Annotated in this window: 14 protein-coding genes; 6 read left to right on the top strand and 8 right to left on the bottom strand. The window is 61.8% G+C overall.

Annotated elements, in window-relative coordinates; translation table 11 throughout:
- From ACIQ2A_RS03025 to ACIQ2A_RS03015, 3 genes are all read right to left on the bottom strand, one after another.
- The coding region (locus tag ACIQ2A_RS03025; protein WP_398475601.1) for a hydantoinase B/oxoprolinase family protein at nucleotides 1–1,873 on the bottom strand (1,873 nt) is incomplete at its 3' end.
- The gene (locus ACIQ2A_RS03020) at nucleotides 1,873–3,960 is read right to left on the bottom strand and encodes a hydantoinase/oxoprolinase family protein (RefSeq protein WP_398475599.1); all 2,088 of its coding nucleotides are present in this window, start codon (nucleotides 3,958–3,960) and stop codon (nucleotides 1,873–1,875) included. The genes ACIQ2A_RS03025 and ACIQ2A_RS03020, both read right to left, overlap by 1 nt.
- A 101-nt stretch (nucleotides 3,961–4,061) precedes the next feature.
- Nucleotides 4,062–4,958: a LysR family transcriptional regulator gene (locus tag ACIQ2A_RS03015; RefSeq protein WP_398475597.1), complete on the bottom strand. Its 897-nt coding sequence runs from the start codon at nucleotides 4,956–4,958 to the stop codon at nucleotides 4,062–4,064.
- A 113-nt stretch (nucleotides 4,959–5,071) separates the two neighbouring features.
- Between ACIQ2A_RS03015 and ACIQ2A_RS03010 the strand changes: the two genes are divergently transcribed.
- The 6 genes from ACIQ2A_RS03010 to ACIQ2A_RS02985 all read left to right on the top strand — a co-directional run bounded on the left by ACIQ2A_RS03010 (nucleotide 5,072) and on the right by ACIQ2A_RS02985 (nucleotide 11,296).
- Complete coding sequence (locus tag ACIQ2A_RS03010; protein ID WP_398475595.1) at nucleotides 5,072–5,971, top strand: HNH endonuclease; 900 nt, start codon at nucleotides 5,072–5,074, stop codon at nucleotides 5,969–5,971.
- A 57-nt stretch (nucleotides 5,972–6,028) separates the two neighbouring features.
- Complete coding sequence (locus ACIQ2A_RS03005) at nucleotides 6,029–7,252, top strand: lytic murein transglycosylase (protein ID WP_398475592.1); 1,224 nt, start codon at nucleotides 6,029–6,031, stop codon at nucleotides 7,250–7,252.
- A 254-nt stretch (nucleotides 7,253–7,506) separates the two neighbouring features.
- Nucleotides 7,507–8,010 carry a DUF1993 family protein gene (locus ACIQ2A_RS03000; protein WP_398475590.1) on the top strand — a complete coding sequence of 168 codons (504 nt, stop codon included), beginning with the start codon at nucleotides 7,507–7,509 and terminating at the stop codon, nucleotides 8,008–8,010.
- Nucleotides 8,011–8,189: 179 nt separating this feature from the next.
- Nucleotides 8,190–9,281 (top strand): alkene reductase, encoded by a 1,092-nt coding sequence (locus ACIQ2A_RS02995; RefSeq protein WP_398475588.1) that lies wholly within the window; start codon nucleotides 8,190–8,192, stop codon nucleotides 9,279–9,281.
- 261 nt (nucleotides 9,282–9,542) lie between these two features.
- A complete protein-coding gene (locus ACIQ2A_RS02990) occupies nucleotides 9,543–10,553 on the top strand; it encodes an NAD(P)H-quinone oxidoreductase (protein WP_398475586.1) in 1,011 nt (336 codons plus the stop codon).
- 203 nt (nucleotides 10,554–10,756) lie between these two features.
- Nucleotides 10,757–11,296, top strand: coding sequence for a hypothetical protein (locus tag ACIQ2A_RS02985; RefSeq protein WP_398475584.1), 540 nt, complete (start codon nucleotides 10,757–10,759; stop codon nucleotides 11,294–11,296).
- Nucleotides 11,297–11,456: 160 nt separating this feature from the next.
- On the opposite strand, the gene ACIQ2A_RS02980 is transcribed toward ACIQ2A_RS02985, so the two are convergent.
- From ACIQ2A_RS02980 to ACIQ2A_RS02960, 5 genes are all read right to left on the bottom strand, one after another.
- Entirely contained in the window at nucleotides 11,457–13,202 is a 1,746-nt protein-coding gene (locus tag ACIQ2A_RS02980; RefSeq protein ID WP_398475614.1) for an ABC transporter substrate-binding protein, read from the bottom strand.
- Nucleotides 13,203–13,304: 102 nt separating this feature from the next.
- Nucleotides 13,305–13,634 (bottom strand): DUF2160 domain-containing protein, encoded by a 330-nt coding sequence (locus tag ACIQ2A_RS02975; RefSeq protein ID WP_398475582.1) that lies wholly within the window; start codon nucleotides 13,632–13,634, stop codon nucleotides 13,305–13,307.
- 198 nt (nucleotides 13,635–13,832) lie between these two features.
- Nucleotides 13,833–14,642, bottom strand: a complete 810-nt coding sequence (locus ACIQ2A_RS02970) for a carbohydrate ABC transporter permease (RefSeq protein WP_398475580.1) — start codon at nucleotides 14,640–14,642, stop codon at nucleotides 13,833–13,835.
- The gene (locus ACIQ2A_RS02965) at nucleotides 14,639–15,538 is read right to left on the bottom strand and encodes a carbohydrate ABC transporter permease (RefSeq protein ID WP_398475578.1); all 900 of its coding nucleotides are present in this window, start codon (nucleotides 15,536–15,538) and stop codon (nucleotides 14,639–14,641) included. Before ACIQ2A_RS02965 ends, ACIQ2A_RS02970 begins: the two co-directional genes overlap by 4 nt.
- Nucleotides 15,538–16,623: an ABC transporter ATP-binding protein gene (locus ACIQ2A_RS02960; protein WP_398475576.1), complete on the bottom strand. Its 1,086-nt coding sequence runs from the start codon at nucleotides 16,621–16,623 to the stop codon at nucleotides 15,538–15,540. The genes ACIQ2A_RS02965 and ACIQ2A_RS02960 overlap by 1 nt, the downstream gene beginning before the upstream one ends.
- Nucleotide 16,624 lies beyond the last annotated feature (1 nt).

The following is a 16,624-nucleotide window of genomic DNA, read 5'->3' as shown; positions in this document are numbered from 1 at the left end:
GCCGGTGTTCGCCACGCAACATCTTCTCATAGCCTTCGCCACGATCGATCATCGGAAGCGCGGCGGTGCGCTTGCTCCTGAGGTCCATGCGAGTGCGGTCCGTCGCAGCCATGTCCACGCGCGGCTCGTCGGGATCGTCGCCGGCCACAAAGACAACGCCGTAATCGCGCAGCGCGCTGTCCGGCGATACGCGTCCTTCGATCAGATCGCGCTGTACCAGTTCAACCTCGCGATCGAGCGGATCGCCCCACCCGCCGCCGCCGGTGGTGACCACGCGGACGACCTGGCCTTTCAAAACGGGATCGCCATCCACGAGCCCGCCGAGATCGCGCGCTGCGCCTTCGGCATCCACAGTGACGCAGAAAGGTTGCCCGGCCTTGCCGCCCTTGACGCCATAGCAGCCGAGACGGACGCGATCGGCGGTGACGATGGTGCGGCAATCGACCAGCATGCGATAATGTTTCTCGTAGCCTTGGCCGCCGCGGCGATAGCCGACACCGCCTGAGTCGGTCGAGAGCGCGAGCTTCTCGACGAGATAGGGAAACTTGGTTTCGGTGAATTCTGCTGGCTGATTGCGCGAGTCCGGCACGATGTGGATGACGTCGCTGCCATCGGCATAATAGCGACCGCCCGAACCGCCGCCGAGCACCTCGCGCGACAGGAATGACTTGCCCTCGAGGTCCTTGCCGTAGAATCCGGTATAGCGGATCGTCTCCTGATCCGCAGGCATGCGACCATCGACGGCCTGCGCGACCACGCCGCCGAGCAGACCAAGACTGCGCAGCAGCACGAAGGAGCGCGCATTGGTCGCTGCCGGCCATTCCGGCGTGATCAGCGTCCCCTTGGGCGGGAAGATGATCTCGAACACATCGCAGACGCCTTCATTGACGTGAATCTCTGCCGCGCGCTCGGGCGTATCGGCAAGATTGCGCAGCACCGGCGCGATCCATTTGATCAGAAAAGCACCATCGGCATAGTCGATGGGCCAGTTGATCGGCCCGGTGGATTGCGGATCGGTGCCGTTGAAATCGAGGATGAGCTTGCCATCCTTCTTGGTCATCTTGATCGCGATCTTGTGCAGCTTCGGATCGGTGATGCCGTCGTGTTCGACATAGTCTTCCCAGGCATAGTCGCCATCGGCGATCTTGCTGAGCAGTTCGTCGCGAAAAATATCGCGGCATTTGTCGAGAATGGCCTGGAAGCAGAGTTCGACCTGCGCGCGACCGAAACGCTCGAACAGGCCGGCCATGCGACGCGCGCCCATCAGGCAGGCCTGCACCTCGCTGTCGAGATCCGCCGACAGCATTTCGGGCACGCGGGTGTTGCGGCGGATGATGGTGAATACCGCCTCGTTGCGCACGCCCTCGCTATAGATCTTGACCGGCGGGATGGCGATGCCTTCCTCGAACACGGTGGCGGCGGTGCCGGGCATCGAGCCGGGCACGCGTCCGCCGACGTCGTCGTGATGACCGAAGGCCTGGATATAGGCGACCACCTCGCCGTCATGAAACACCGGGACCGTGCTGCAGACATCGGGGAGATGACCGATGGAGCCTTCGGTGAGATAGGTGTCGTTCATCAGGAACACGTCGCCGGGCTTCATGGTCTCCGGCGGAAAGTCGCGCACCACGGCATTGGGCATGGCCGAATAGGAGCGGCCGGTGAGCTTGCGGCAATATTTGTCGAACAGGCCGACACGATAATCATGCGCCTCGCGGATCATCGGCGAGCGCGCCGTGCGCTCGATGGCATATTCGATCTCGGCTTCGATGGAATTCAGCGTGCCCTCGACGATCTGCAGCACGATGGGATCGACCATCGTAGCATCGGTCTGCGGCGCCGTGGGCCATGGATGCTTGCTGTGCTTGTTCATCACACCGACTCCTTTGCCGATACCGGACGAATGACGAGAATGCCGTGCGGATCGACCTCGACGCTCTGATACGGGAACACCACCGTGGTGGAGCCGAATTCCTCGACGATGGCGGGGCCGAGCACCCGGCCGCCCGGCGGCAGCGCGGCGCGGTCATAGACCGGCGTGTCGCGGAAGGCGCTGCCGAAATAGACCGGGCGGCTCGATTGCGCCGCCGGATTGCCGGCGCGCGCCGCCAGCTTCGGCAGCGACGGACGATCGATCACGCCAAAGCCGGAGACGCACAGATTGACCAGCTCGATCTTCTGCCGACCGGCATAGTCATAGCCAAAGGTCTTTCGGTGGGCGGCGTTGAAACTGTCGACCAGCCCTTTCAGAAACGCTGCATCGATGGAGCCCGACGGCGCGGGCACGCGCACTTCCATGGACTGGCCGGCATAGCGGATATCGGCCTCGCGCACGAGCCGGATGCGCGCGGGATCGATGCCGTCGCGTTTCAGCGTGGCGGTCGCCTCGCCCTCGAGCGTGACATAGCGCGCCGCGATATCGGCGAGATCGATGGCATCTTCATGCATCACCTTGGTGACCATGTGATCGGTGCGCCAGTCCACCGCCAGCAGGCCAAAGGCGGAGAGATTGCCGGGATTGGGCGGCACGATGCAGGCCTTCATGCCGAGCAGATCCATCACCGCGGCGGACTGCACGGGCCCGGCGCCGCCGAAGGACAGCAGGCCGAAGGTGCGCGGATCGATGCCGCGCTGGATCGTCATCTGGCGGATCGCATTGGCCTGGCTCCAATTGGCGATCTCGATGATGCCCGAGGCGAGCTGCTCGACGCTCATATTGCCGGGCAATCGTGCGGCCAACGCCGCGATGCCTTCGCGGGCGCGCGCAACATTCAGCGTGATCCCGCCGCCGATCAAGGCTGCCGGCAGCCGACCGAGCACAAGATTGGCGTCGGTGATGGTCGGCTCCGGGCCGCCATTGGGGTAACACATCGGACCAGGATCGGCGCCGGCGCTGCGCGGGCCGACCTTGAGATGGCCTTCGCGGCTGAGCCAGGCGATGGAGCCACCGCCGGTGCCGATGGTCTCGATATCGATCATCGGGATGCGCACCGGGAACGGGCCGACCGAGCCGCCATTGGTGATCTGCGGCTTGGCACCCTCGATCAGGCAGAGATCGGTGGAGGTGCCGCCGGCATCGAGGGTGACCAGATCAGGGAAGCCCGCGATCTCGGCAATGACGGCACTGCCGAGCGCGCCGGCCGCAGGTCCCGAGAGCGCGGTGGTGATCGGCTTACGCACCACTTGCTCGGCGCTGGCGACGCCACCGCTCGACTGCATCACCAGAAACGGCTTGTCCTGCAGGCCCCGGCCGAGCTCGTCATGCACGCGCTTGAGATAGCGGTCCATATACGGCTTGACGTAAGCGTCCACCAGCGTGGTGACCGCGCGCTCATATTCGCGATATTCGGGCAGCACCTCGCAGGACAGCGACAGCGTCGCCTCCGGATACTCCTCGGCGACGATTGCGGCGACGCGGCGCTCATGGGCGTCATTGGCATAGGCATGCAGCAGGCAGATGCCGATGGAGCGGATGTTCCTGGCACGAAAGAAGCGCGCGGCAGCGCGGACGCTGTCCTCGTCGAGCGGCTTGAGTTCATTGCCCTTGAAATCGAGGCGCCCGGTGACCTCGCGGACGAATTGCAGCGGCACGATGCGATCGGGCTTCACCCAGAAATAGGAATTGCCATAGCCATCCGGCACCGACTGGCGCGCGATCTCCAGAATATGCCGGAAGCCGGTATTGACGATCAGGCCGAGCGAGTCGATCGCGCCCTGCAGCAAGGCATTGGTGGCGACCGTGGTGCCATGGGCGAGACCGGCGACATCCTCATGGCTGGCACCATGGGCCTCGAGGATGGCATTGACGCCGCGGACCAGCGCGATTCCGGGATTGCCCGGCGTGCTCGACACCTTGGTGACCTGGGTCGCGCCCGACTCCATGTCGACGGACACGATGTCGGTGAAGGTGCCGCCTGTATCGATGCCAATCCGAAAACGGGGAGTCGAGAGCTGGGACATTGGCGCACCATTCCGTGTGAACGTGCCCAGCATCCGTCGGCGGCTGCTTCCAAGTCAAAAACCGATTACCGATACACCTATCGGAAAATCAGATGGCTCGCTCAAGATTGCTTCAGCATCTCCAGCACGGTCTGCAATGCGCTCTCCTTGCGCCGCGACATCGGCTGGCGGCGGCGATAGAAGCTGAAGGCGACATTGCGCGCCGGCGCGATCGCCATCGCCTTCAACTGGCCGAGCGCCACTTCATTGGCTACGCAGGGGCGCGGCACGACGGCAAGGCCGCCACCGGATTGCACGATGATCTTGATGGTCTCGATATTGTCCACCACCGCACGGATATTCGGCTTCATGCCGAGATCGGTGAAAAGCGACATCACCACCGGGCCATAGCCGACCGACAATTCGCTCATGATGAAGGGCTCGGCAATCAGGCGGCCGATATCAACCGGCTGCTTGCTGCGCGCCAATGCATGTTTCACCGGTACGATCAGCGCCATCTCCGCATCGGCCAGCCGATCGAATACGAGCCCGGAAGGCAGCCGCTCCGGATCGGACTCGATCGCAAGGCCGGCATCGATGCGTTCTTCATGCAGCTCGGTGAAGATCGCGCGGGTCGGCGTGGTCTGGATATTGAGCTGCACATCCGGGAGCTTCTTGTGCAGATCCTGGAACAGCCGCGGGATGAAGAGCTGCGCCATGCCCGATCCCATGGCGATGGTCAGCGTATCCAGCTTGGCGCCGCGCAGCCGCCGCGCCGTGTCCGACAGGCTGAGCAGGTCGCCGACCACGCGCTCGGATTCGTACAGGAACGTGCGGCCACGATCCGTCGCCTCGATGCCGCGCGGGGTGCGCGTGAACAGGTCGAAGCCGATCTCCTCCTCCAGCAGGCGCACCTGTTCGCTGACGGCGGACTGCGAAATATTGAGCCGCTTGGCCGCGCGCGTGAAACTGCGCTCTTTCGACACCGATAGCGCGTAACGTAACTGCCGGAAATCCAAACCGTCATCCCTCCTCACAGCGCGAAACGACGGGAGAGTAACGGCCCGGCGGGACTTATCCAAGCGACGCAGCAGCACCTGTTCAGCCAGAAAACTCGTGCTATACAGTCAAAATGGGATTTGGGGTTTTCATTCACCGCACCGATTCGATTTACGACGACAGCCCGGCTGAACGATATCAATTTCCCAGTCAGTACCTTAGCCGCGCACAAACGTTCGTCGATGATTGGGTAGTCTACTACGAACCACGCAAAGTTGAGGCAACACGCGGCTATTTTGCTATCGCTAGAGTACAGCAAATTATACCAGACCCGGCCACGCAAGGCATGTATCTGGCTCTAATCGAGCCATCAAGCTACCTCGATTTCTCAACTCATGTGCCATTCACAGACGTAAACGGCGTTATTGAACGTGGCGTCCTCAATGAGCAAGGCCGAATATCTGGCCGCGCTCAATCCGCAGTTCGACCAATCAGCCCAGCGGACTTTGAGCGAATCGTTGAACGAGGACTAGGCGAGGATGCTGAGTTCTTGCCTCGGGTTGGCGATGCACAGGCACCTCTGCAACTTGATGAGACTCAAACTCCTTTTCAGTTCGATGAAACGCGAGAGCGGCTGGACTATCTCACATCGCGAATTGTCCGGGATCGAACTTTTCGCCGCATTATTCTTGACGCCTATGACCGTCGATGCGCGGTCACCGGCCTGAAACTCATCAATGGCGGCGGTCGCGCTGAGGTAGATGCGGCGCATATCAAACCTGTCGAAGCCAATGGTCCCGACATCATCAGCAACGGAATAGCCCTCTCAGGCACAGCTCATTGGATGTTTGACCGTGGACTGATTAGCCTATCAGACGACCTGAAGATTTTAATCTCGCGCCAAGTCAATGACGTGGTGAGCATTCAAGGTCTTCTCAATAAAAGCGGTCAAGCGATTTCTCCGCGGCGGGCGTCTCAACGCCCCCATCCACATTTTTTGAGCTGGCATCGCGAGAATTGCTTCAAGCATTGATCTGCTAATTTTACTCGCCCGGATACGACTGAGTTCAACGACGGAGACGCTTTATCCATGCTGCGAATGCCCCTGCGATTTGCGATCTTCCTCGTAGCACCGGTCTTCCTCACCTCCCCGGCCTTCGCCCAGCGCGGCGCATCCTGCCATGGCGGGCAGAGTTTTGATCAGTTTCTCGCAGGACTGAAGCAGCAAGCGGTCGCTGCCGGTGTCTCGCAGCGGGCGATGGCAGAAGCCGCGCCTTACCTCGTCTATGACCAGGGCATCGTCAATCGCGACCGCGGGCAAAAGGTGTTCGGGCAGCTGTTCACGCAATTTGCCGGACGCATGGCGGCGGATTACCGGATGCAGAACGGGCAGCTCAAGATCAAGCAACATGCCGCCGCCTTCGCGCGTGCCGAGAAGGAATATGGCGTGCCGCCGGCGGTGATCGCGGCATTCTGGGCGCTGGAAAGCGATTTTGGCGTGCAGATGGGCAATCTGCAGACGCTGCGCTCGCTGGTGTCGCTGGCCTATGATTGCCGGCGTTCAAAAATGTTTCAGGACGAGACGATTGCAGCGCTGAAGATCATCGATCGCGGCGATCTGGCGCCGGCCGAGATGATCGGATCATGGGCCGGCGAACTCGGCCAGACGCAGTTCCTACCGACGCACTACTTCAATTATGCCGTCGACTATGACGGCGACGGCCATCGCAACCTGTTGCGTAGCCCCGCAGATGTGATCGGCTCCACCGCGCATTACATTTCCACCGGGTTGAAATGGCGACGCGGCGAGCCGTGGCTGCAGGAAGTGCGTGTCGGCGAGAACCTTCCATGGGATCAGGCTGACCTCACCGTGAAACTGCCGCGCGCCAAATGGGCGTCGCTCGGTGTCAGCTATCCCGATGGCCGGCCGCTGCCGAATGACGACATGCCGGCTTCGCTGCTGCTGCCGATGGGCCGGCATGGCCCGGCCTTCCTGGCCTATGCGAATTTTGCGGCTTACACCGAATGGAATAACTCGCTGATCTATTCCACGACGGCGGCCTATCTCGCGACGCGCATTGCCGGGGCTTCCAAGATGCGCCAGCCTTCGGCGCCGGTTGCACAGCTGTCGCATAACGAGCTGCGTGAATTGCAGCAATTGCTGGCCAGGCGCGGCTTCAATGTCGGCAAGGTGGATGGCATCCTCGGCCAGCAAAGCCGCACCGCGGTGAAGGCGATGCAGGTGAAATTCGGATTACCGGCGGATTCCTGGCCGACGGCGGAGCTGCTGGGGACGCTGAAATCCGCGCGGTAACCTGTCATCGCCCGGCTTGACCGGGCGATCCAGTAAACACCGACCTTCGCGGCTTAATCAATATCGTCAGCGTTGACTGGATCGCCCGCTTCCGCGGGCGATGACAGATGACAAGAGAGTGTACAGCCACGACAAATTTCTTCTCTTTTCTGATACCGGGGCGGTTGAATTCCCCCGACCGCGCCCCAACTCCATGCAGCAGCATCTTTCTTGTTTCCGCCGCTGCATGTTGACCCGCATCACAGAGAAGCCCCATGTCCTTCTATGATTCCGCCGTTCCCGCCTATCTGCAGATGCTCGGCAGCCTGTCCGCCATTCTCGACAAGGCGGAAGCCCATGCGGCGGCCAGGAAAATCGACCCCCAGGTCCTGCTCAGCGCGCGGCTTTTTCCGGACATGCTGCCACTGACCAAACAGGTGCAGACTGCCTGCGACCAGGCCATGCGCGGCTGCGCAAGATTGACCCAGAACGAACCACTCTCGGTGCCCGACACCGAAACCACATTCGCCGAACTGAAAGCGCGGATTGCCAGGGCCGTCGACTATGTGAAGGGCTTTACGCCCGCGCAATTCGAGGGCGCCGACTCCCGCGACGTCACCTTCCCGATCGGCGCCGGCAAGACCACTACCATGTCGGGCCAGCAGTTCCTGACCAGCTTCAACCTGCCGAACTTCTACTTCCACGTCACCATTGCCCACGGCATTCTGCGACATAACGGTGTCGAGATTGGCAAGCGCGACTTCCTCGGCGCAAATTGAGCGATGATGCGGGGAGGACAATCCAGTGCTCGCAGCCTTGATCGCGACACACCCATTGCGCGATCCGCATCCATTCAGCGTGAACATTCTTTCGTCACCCGTGCGCCCGCAGTTGCCTTGCTAAAGCCTGCCGCAATGCGCAATTCCATCTTCATCGATCCCCTTCCGGAGCTTTCCTGATGAGCACGTCCAAACTCTTCGAGCCCTACAAGCTTGGCAAACTCACGCTGACCAACCGGACCGCGATGGCACCGCTGACGCGCAATCGCGCGCTGCCCGGTTTCGTGCCCGGCCCGCTGGCCGCCGAATATTACAGCCAGCGCGCCAGTGCCGGTCTGCTGATCACCGAAGCGAGCCAGATCTCGCAGCAGGGCCAGGGCTATCAGGACACCCCGGGCATCTACACGCCGGAGCAGGTCGCCGGCTGGAAGACAGTTACCGAGGCCGTGCACGCCAAGGGCGGCCACATCTTCATCCAGCTCTGGCATGTGGGTCGTATCTCGCATACCAGCCTGCAGCCGAATGGCGGCAAGCCGGTCTCGGCCTCGGCAATCGCGGCAAAGACCAAGACCTTCGTCAACAACACCTTTACCGACGTCTCCGAACCGCGCGCGCTCGAGCTTGCGGAAATTCCCGGCCTGATCGACGACTACAAGCGCGCCGCAAAGAACGCGGTTGAAGCCGGCTTCGACGGCGTCGAGATTCATGCGGCCAATGGCTATCTGCTCGAGCAGTTCGCTCGCGCGAGCACCAACAAGCGCACCGATGCCTATGGTGGCTCGATCGAGAACCGCTCAAAGCTGATCCTCGAAGTGGCAGCCGCCGTCGCGAAGGAAATCGGCAGCGACAAGACCGGCATCCGCATCTCGCCGGTGACGCCCGCCAATGACGCCGCCATCGACACCGATGCGCAAAAGCTGTTCGACCACATCACCGACGGGCTCAGCGCCGAGAAGCTGGTCTATCTGCATGTGGTGGAAGGCGCCACCGGCGGCCCGCGCGACAACGCCCCGTTCGACTATGCCAGCCTGCGCAAGCGCTTTGGCGGAACGTATATTGCCAATAACGGCTTTGATTTTGCGCTGGCGGAGAAGGTGCTGGCAGCCGATGCCGCCGACCTGATCGCCTTCGGCAAGCCGTTCATCTCGAATCCGGACCTGGTCGAGCGCCTCAAGGCCGGCGCACCGCTGAACGAGCCTGACAAGGCGACCTTCTATGGCGGCGGCGCGAAGGGCTATACGGATTACCCGACACTGGCAGCGGCGAAGTAGGACGCAGGCGTTTCCACACACTCTGATTGTCACCCCGCGAAAGCGGGGATCCCGTAGACACCGGCAGCTCGGCAAGAATACTGGCGCCTCGGTTTACGGGATCACCCGCTTTCGCGGGTGATGACAGATGAGATTGAAGCAGATGGCTAGCCACAATGAAGAGGCCGGGATCACTCCCGGCTTTTTGTTTGCAATTTCCGGCGCACGCCATCATGTCGTACTCACTCGTGAAACGATGTGCCTATCACAATCAGGTTCAACATGACGCAATCCACCTATCCCATCTCCATGAAGGCCGCTGCCTTCGATGACTTTGGCGGACCGGAGGTGTTGCGCTATGTCGATGTCCCCTCGCCGGTCGCGCGGTCGAACGACCTCATCGTGCGTGTGGCCGCGGCCGGCATCAACCAGGCTGACGTCAACTACCGGCTCGGCAAATACGGCAAGCAACCGAATTTCGGCGATTCCGATCTGACCGGTCTTGAAATTGCAGGCGCTGTCATCGCCGTCGGCGACGCGGTCACGACGTACAAGCCGGGCGACCGTGTGATGGGCATCACCGGTGGCGGCGGTTATGCCGAGCTGGCGCGCCTGGATGCCGGCCTCGCGATGCCCGTGCCGAACTGGCTGACGGATATCGAAGCCGCAGCGATCCCTGAGGCTTTTGTCACCGCCCATCAGGCGCTGTTTCATCTCGGCCGCCTGCAGGAAGGCGAACGCGCGCTGATCCACGGCGCCGGTGGCGGTGTCGGATCGGCGGCGGTGCAGCTCGCTGTTCTGGCCGGAGCTGGTGCCGTCATCACCACCAGCAGCGACGCCAAGCGTGACAGACTGCTATCGCTCGGCGTGCACCGCGCGATCGACTATCGCAGCGAGCAATTCGACGAGGTCATCGCGCAGTTACCGAGCGAGCCCGGCGTCGATGTGATCGTGGATTTCGTCGGCGCCCCCTATCTCGAACGCAACATCCGCTCGCTCCGCCCCGGCGGACGCCTGATCCAGATCGGCATTTCCGGTGGAGCACAGGGGACGCTTCCGCTGGATCTCGTTCTCTTCAAGCGATTGCGGATTGAGGGCACCGTGATGAAATCCGTGTCGCTGCAGGAGAAGCGCAACATGGTCAGTCGCTTTGCCGAGCGATGGATGCCGGCGCTGGTGAAGCGCGAGCTGACGCCGATCATCGATCGGACCTTTGCGTTGAGCGACGCCGGCGAGGCGCATCGCTATCTGCAGCGCGCCGAGCATTTTGGCAAAATCCTGTTGCTGCCGTAAGGCACAGTCCTACAGCCCGGCTGTCTTGCACATTCCTGCGCATGCGGCGCGGAAGCGCATATACCTTCGTTCAGACCGCGCAAACGCAAGCATGCTCAAGGCACGCTCTCGCGTGATGGAGCCGCGCGCGTCGTGCTGCGACAACAATGGCGTCGTTCCCGTCGAATGACAGCTGGCAGACAGCCACTGCAAAGGACATCGCCATGAAAATCCTCCTCGATCAGATCCTCTCCCAATCCGCTTTTTCGAGCGACATCGACGTCGCCATCGACAAGATCGATATCGCCGACTGGCTGTTCAACCTGCCGGAGGCGGAATATCAGCGCTGCTGCCCGCCCGACCATATCTCTGCGGGCACGACCAGCACCGATGACGGACGGCGGATGTCGATCAATGTGGAGCAGATCGGCGCGGGGCTGGTGATCCAGCACTATGTGGCCGAGGAGGCGACGCCCACCTATTGCAGGATGAATTCGATCTCGGATGTGTTCACCGCAAGCGGGCGCACACAGGTGAATGTGATCTGGGAATTGATCGCCGAGCCGCTGGAGGGCGGTCGCACGCGCTACACCAATCGCGTCACTTGCCATCCGACAGATGCGTTCATGGCGTTTATTGCGGAGCATGGCCAGCCATTCGAGCAGGCGGCCGCAGCGCGGCAGGCTGCAGGCGGCGATCACAACAGCCGCGAGACGCCGCTGTTTGCGGCGAGCATTGCAAGGAAGGCGCTGGGAAAGAAGTGAAGTCGTGCCTTCTCCCCGCCTGCGGGGAGAAGGTGTGGGCGCGAAGCGACAACGGATGAGGGGGCTCTCCACAAGCACGGAGCAAGGGGAGAGCCCCCTCACCCGCCCGGCTTCGCCGGACGACCTCTCCCCGCAGGCGGGGAGAGGTTAGGGCCGGAGCCTAATTCGCCGACGCGCGCTTCTGCGGCGGAGTGGCGGGCCACGACTTGATCAGCGTGTCGTAATCCACCGTCTCGCCCTTCGGCTTCTCATTCGCCAGCTTGCGCTGCGGCGCGATGTTGCCGTCCTTCGCGGACTTGTTGTACCAGAACTCCGCGGTCTCCTTCTTGTTCAGCTTCGGACCGCATTCGCCCTGCACCTTCGACCGCTCAAGACGCTCCAGCACCGAGTCCTGGGCCGCGGCCAGCGAGTCCATCGCCTGCTGCGGCGTCTTCGCACCGGACGACGCATCGCCGATGTTCTGCCACCACAGCTGCGCCAGCTTCGGATAGTCCGGGATGTTGTTGCCGGTGGGCGACCACTGCACGCGGGCCGGCGAGCGATAGAACTCGATCAGACCGCCAAGCTTCGGTGCACGTTCGGTGAACGACTTGTCCCAGATATCGCTTTCGCGGATGAAGGTGAGACCGACATGGCTCTTCTTCAGCGACACCGACTTCGAGGTGATGAACTGCAGATAGAGCCAGGCGGCCTTGCGGCGATCCGGGGGCGTCGACTTGAGCAGCGTGCCCGAGCCTACGTCCTGATAGCCGAGCTTCATGCCTTCCTTCCAATAGGCACCATGCGGCGATGGCGCCATGCGCCACTTCGGCGTGCCATCCGCATTCATCACCGGCAGGCCGGGCTTCACCATGTCGGCAGTGAAAGCGGTGTACCAGAACATCTGTTGGGCGACATTGCCCTGTGCCGGCACCGGACCCGACTCCGAGAAGGTCATGCCCTGCGCCTGTGGCGGAGCATATTTCTTCATCCAGTCGAGATATTTTACGATCGAATAGACCGCCGCCGGACCATTGGTATCACCGCCGCGCTCGATCGATGAGCCGACCGGACGGCAGCCTTCCATGCGGATGCCCCATTCATCGACGGGCAGACCATTCGGCAGGCCCTTGTCGCCATTGCCGGCCATGGAGAGCCACGCATCGGTGAAACGCCAGCCGAGCGACGGGTCCTTCTTGCCATAGTCCATATGGCCGAACACCTTGACGCCATCGATCGTCTTGATGTCGTTGGTGAAGAATTCGGCGATATCTTCATAGGCCGACCAGTTCACCGGCACGCCGAGATCGTAGCCATACTTGGCCTTGAACTTGGACTTGTACTCGGCATTGGTGAACCAGTCATACCGGAACCAGTAGACGTTGGCGAACTGCTGGTCGGGCAGTTGATACATCTTCTTATCGGGGCCGGTCGTGAACGACGTACCGATAAAATCCTTGATGTCGAGCGAGGGGCTGGTGACATCCTTGCCTTCGCCACTCATGTAGTCGGTGAGCGGGATGGTCTGGCCGTAGCGGAAATGCGTGCCGATCAGATCGGAGTCGTTAATCCAGCCATCATAGACGTTCTTGCCGGACTGCATCTGCGTCTGCAGCTTCTCGACCACGTCGCCTTCCTGGATCAGGTCGTGCTTCAGCTTGATGCCGGTGATCTCGGAAAACGCTTTGGCAAGCGTGCGCGATTCATATTCATGCGTGGTGATGGTTTCGGAGACGACATTGATCTCCATGCCCTTGAACGGGGCGGCCGCCTTTTCGTACCACTGCAGCTCCTTGAGCTGTTCTTCCTTCGACAGCGTCGAAGGCTGGAATTCGCTGTCGATCCACTTCTGGATCGTGGCGTCATCGGCCTTGGCGGGGACGGCGAGCAGCGCGCTCGCGGCCATCAGCGCGGCGGCGCTGGTCATCATGATGTGGCGCGTCGGACGACGGGCCTGCTTAGACAGGTGCCTCATAACTTCCTCCCATATGTTCAGGCCGGGTTATCCCGTGCCTGCAGTCCAGACTGGTCAGACGGTGCGGAAAATTCCCACCGCCGCGGCCAGCGAAATCAATGTCGCGAACCAGAGATTCGATACTTCAAAACCTTCCTCGCCGATCGGCAGCGTGGCGACCGGATCGGCGCCGATGAAGGCGATCCACAGGAGATGGATCACAGCGGCCGCGATCAGCGACAGGAACAGGCGATCGCCGCGCGTGGTCGGAATGCGGAGAATGCCGACGCGCTCGGCTTCGGGATAACGCACGGCGAGCACGGTCATGGTGGCGAGCGTGAGCGCGATGGCCGCGAAGAAGATCGCGGTCGGCGGCGTCCAGGCCATCCAGGCGATGTGATCCATCTTACGCCTCCGCTCTTGCCGCTTTAGAAACCAAGCGCGCCACAAGGTCCCCTCCCCCCACCGGGGGGAGCGTTAGGGAGAGGGGGCGCCACACGTGAGGTCGGCGTTTGTGGCTCCCCCTCTCCCGCGCGCAAGAGCGCGCGACCTCTCCCCGGTGGGGAGGGGTGACCGAAAGTGCGGTGTGTGTGGCCTTCATAATCACACCCGTCCCAGCGCGAAACCGCGCGCAATGTAGTTGCGGACGAACCAGATGACGAGCGCGCCGGGGATGATGGTGAGCACGCCGGCCGCAGCCAGCAACCCCCAATCCATGCCGGAGGCCGACACCGTGCGCGTCATGATCGCCGAGATCGGCTTCGCATTCACCGAAGTCAACGTGCGCGCGAGCAGCAACTCGACCCAGGAGAACATGAAGCAGAAGAACGCGGCGACGCCGATGCCCGACGCGATCAGCGGCATCAGGATTTTCACGAAGAACTTTGGAAACGAATAGCCGTCGAGGAAGGCTGTCTCGTCGATCTCCCGCGGCACGCCCGAGACAAAGCCTTCGAGAATCCACACCGCCAGCGGCACATTGAACAAACAATGCGCCAGGGCCACCGCCCATGGCGTGTCGAACAGGCCGACGGCCGAATAGAGATTGAAGAAAGGCAATGCGAACACGGCCGGCGGCGCCATGCGGTTCGACAGCAACCAGAAGAACAGATGCTTGTCGCCGAGGAAGCGATAGCGCGAGAAGGCATAGGCCGCCGGCAACGCGAACGAGATCGACAGCACCGTGTTGATGACGACGTATTTCAACGAGTTGATGTAGCCGGAATACCAGCTCTCATCGGTAAAAATACGGATGTAGTTGTCGAGCGTCGGCCGGTGCGGCCACAGGGTCATGGTCGAGACGATCTCGCCATTCTCCTTGAAGCTCATATTGACCAGCCAATAGATCGGCAGCAGCAGGAAGATCAAAAACAGCGTCAGGATGATGCGGCGGCCGGGGATGGAATTGTTCATGCCGTGCCCTCCGCCTTGCGATCAGTGCCGGCATTGGTCATCACGGTGTAGAACACCCAGCACACGATCAGCACGATGATGTTGTACACCAGCGACAGAGCCGCGGCCTTGCCGAGATCGAACTGGCCGAGCGCGATCTTGACGAGCTCGATGGAGACGAAGGTGGTGGAATTGCCGGGACCGCCGCCGGTGACGACGAAGGGCTCGGTATAGATCATGAAACTGTCCATGAAGCGGAGCAGCACGCCGATCAGCAGCACGCGGTTCAGTTTCGGCAGCTGGATGGCGCGGAACACCGCCCAGCGCGAGGCACCATCGATCTGCGCCGCCTGATAATAGGCGTCGGGAATCGATTTCAGGCCGGCGTAACACAGCAGCGCGACGAGGCTGGTCCAGTGCCAGACATCCATCACGATGACCGTGGCCCAGGCATCGAACTCGTTCGACACGTAATTGTAGTCGAAGCCCATGTGATTAAGGGTGTAACCAAGCAGGCCGATATCGGGGCGACCAAAGATCTGCCAGATGGTGCCCACCACATTCCATGGAATCAGCAGCGGCAACGCGAGGATGACGAGACAGGCAGCCACCCGCCAGCCATCGCGCGGCATCGACAATGCGACGATAATGCCGAGCGGCACTTCGATGGCGAGAATGATGGCGGAGAAAAGGAGGTTACGGCCGAGCGAGGCCAGGAAGCGGCCGCCGAGATCGCTGGAGGGATCGAGCAGTTCCTTGAACCAGCCGACGCCGTTCCAGAAGAACTGGTTGTTGCCGAAGGTGTCCTGCACCGAATAGTTCACCACCGTCATCAGCGGCAGCACCGCCGAGAAGGCGACGATGAGGAACACCGGTAGGACGAGGAACCAGGCCTTGTTGTTGACGGTCTTGTCCATCACTGGGCCCCTTCGATGAGGCGGCTGTCGGCATAAACGTGCACCCGTGCGGAATCGAACACCAGCCCGACATCATCACCATCCGGCGAGAATCCATCGGGCACGCGGGCCGCGAATTTGACGCCGCCGATGCGGACACGTGCGAAGCGGATGCGGCCGAGATCGTCGATACGCTCGATCTGTGCGGTGAGCAGTTCCGGCGCCGGTGTCGCCACATGGACGAATTCGGGACGGATGCCGATTTCGATCTTCTTGTTCGGCGGCAGAGCGTCATAGCTGCTGACCAACCCGATGACATGGCCACCGATGCGCGCTTGCCGGCCACCGACTTCTGCCGGCACGATATTCATGCCGGGCGAGCCGATGAAGTAACCGACGAATGTATGCGCGGGCTTGTCGAACAGCTCCTGCGGCGTACCGGATTGCACGACGCGGCCGTCATGCATGACGACCACCGTATCGGCAAAGGTCAGCGCCTCGGTCTGGTCATGGGTCACATAGATCATGGTGAGATCGAGCGCGCGGTGCAGCGCCTTCAGCTTCGAGCGCAGCTCCCATTTCAGTGCGGGATCGATCACCGTCAGCGGCTCGTCGAACAGAACGGCGGCGACGTCGTTGCGAACGAGCCCGCGGCCGAGCGAGATCTTCTGCTTGGCATCCGGCGTCAGCCGCGTCGCCTTGCGGTTGAGCCAGGGCGTGAGATCGAGCAGCTCACCGATCTCGGCGACGCGGGCATCGATCTGCGGCTTCGGCATGCCACGGTTCTTGAGCGGGAAAGCGAGGTTCTCGCCAACTGTCATGGTGTCGTAGATGACCGGAAACTGGAACACCTGCGCGATGTTGCGCTTCTGGGTCGGCAGCGGGGTGATGTCCACGCCGTCGAACAGGATCTGGCCGCGGGTCGGCGTCACGATGCCGGAGATCATGTTGAGCAACGTGGTCTTGCCGCAACCGGATGGTCCGAGCAGCGCATAGGCGCCACCCTGCCGCCAGGTCATGGAGATCGGCTTCAGCGCAAACGATTCCGGATCGGCATCGTTGCCGCTATAGGATTGCGCGAGATCGACGAGATCGATGCGGGCCATG

Source organism: Tardiphaga sp. (assembly GCF_044336785.1).
Classification (GTDB): domain Bacteria; phylum Pseudomonadota; class Alphaproteobacteria; order Rhizobiales; family Xanthobacteraceae; genus Tardiphaga.
This window is presented reverse-complemented; position numbering and strand designations above follow the sequence as displayed.

What these genes read in the sequence shown, in the direction of transcription:
- ACIQ2A_RS03020 (WP_398475599.1), bottom strand. Translation starts at nt 3,960, where the DNA reads ATGTCCCAGCTCTCGACTCCCCGTTTTCGGATTGGCATCGATACAGGC.
- ACIQ2A_RS03010 (WP_398475595.1), top strand. Translation starts at nt 5,072, where the DNA reads ATGGGATTTGGGGTTTTCATTCACCGCACCGATTCGATTTACGACGAC.
- ACIQ2A_RS03005 (WP_398475592.1), top strand. Translation starts at nt 6,029, where the DNA reads ATGCTGCGAATGCCCCTGCGATTTGCGATCTTCCTCGTAGCACCGGTC.
- ACIQ2A_RS03000 (WP_398475590.1), top strand. Translation starts at nt 7,507, where the DNA reads ATGTCCTTCTATGATTCCGCCGTTCCCGCCTATCTGCAGATGCTCGGC.
- ACIQ2A_RS02995 (WP_398475588.1), top strand. Translation starts at nt 8,190, where the DNA reads ATGAGCACGTCCAAACTCTTCGAGCCCTACAAGCTTGGCAAACTCACG.
- ACIQ2A_RS02990 (WP_398475586.1), top strand. Translation starts at nt 9,543, where the DNA reads ATGACGCAATCCACCTATCCCATCTCCATGAAGGCCGCTGCCTTCGAT.
- ACIQ2A_RS02985 (WP_398475584.1), top strand. Translation starts at nt 10,757, where the DNA reads ATGAAAATCCTCCTCGATCAGATCCTCTCCCAATCCGCTTTTTCGAGC.
- ACIQ2A_RS02980 (WP_398475614.1), bottom strand. Translation starts at nt 13,202, where the DNA reads ATGACCAGCGCCGCCGCGCTGATGGCCGCGAGCGCGCTGCTCGCCGTC.
- ACIQ2A_RS02975 (WP_398475582.1), bottom strand. Translation starts at nt 13,634, where the DNA reads ATGGATCACATCGCCTGGATGGCCTGGACGCCGCCGACCGCGATCTTC.
- ACIQ2A_RS02970 (WP_398475580.1), bottom strand. Translation starts at nt 14,642, where the DNA reads ATGAACAATTCCATCCCCGGCCGCCGCATCATCCTGACGCTGTTTTTG.
- ACIQ2A_RS02965 (WP_398475578.1), bottom strand. Translation starts at nt 15,538, where the DNA reads ATGGACAAGACCGTCAACAACAAGGCCTGGTTCCTCGTCCTACCGGTG.
- ACIQ2A_RS02960 (WP_398475576.1), bottom strand. Translation starts at nt 16,623, where the DNA reads ATGGCCCGCATCGATCTCGTCGATCTCGCGCAATCCTATAGCGGCAAC.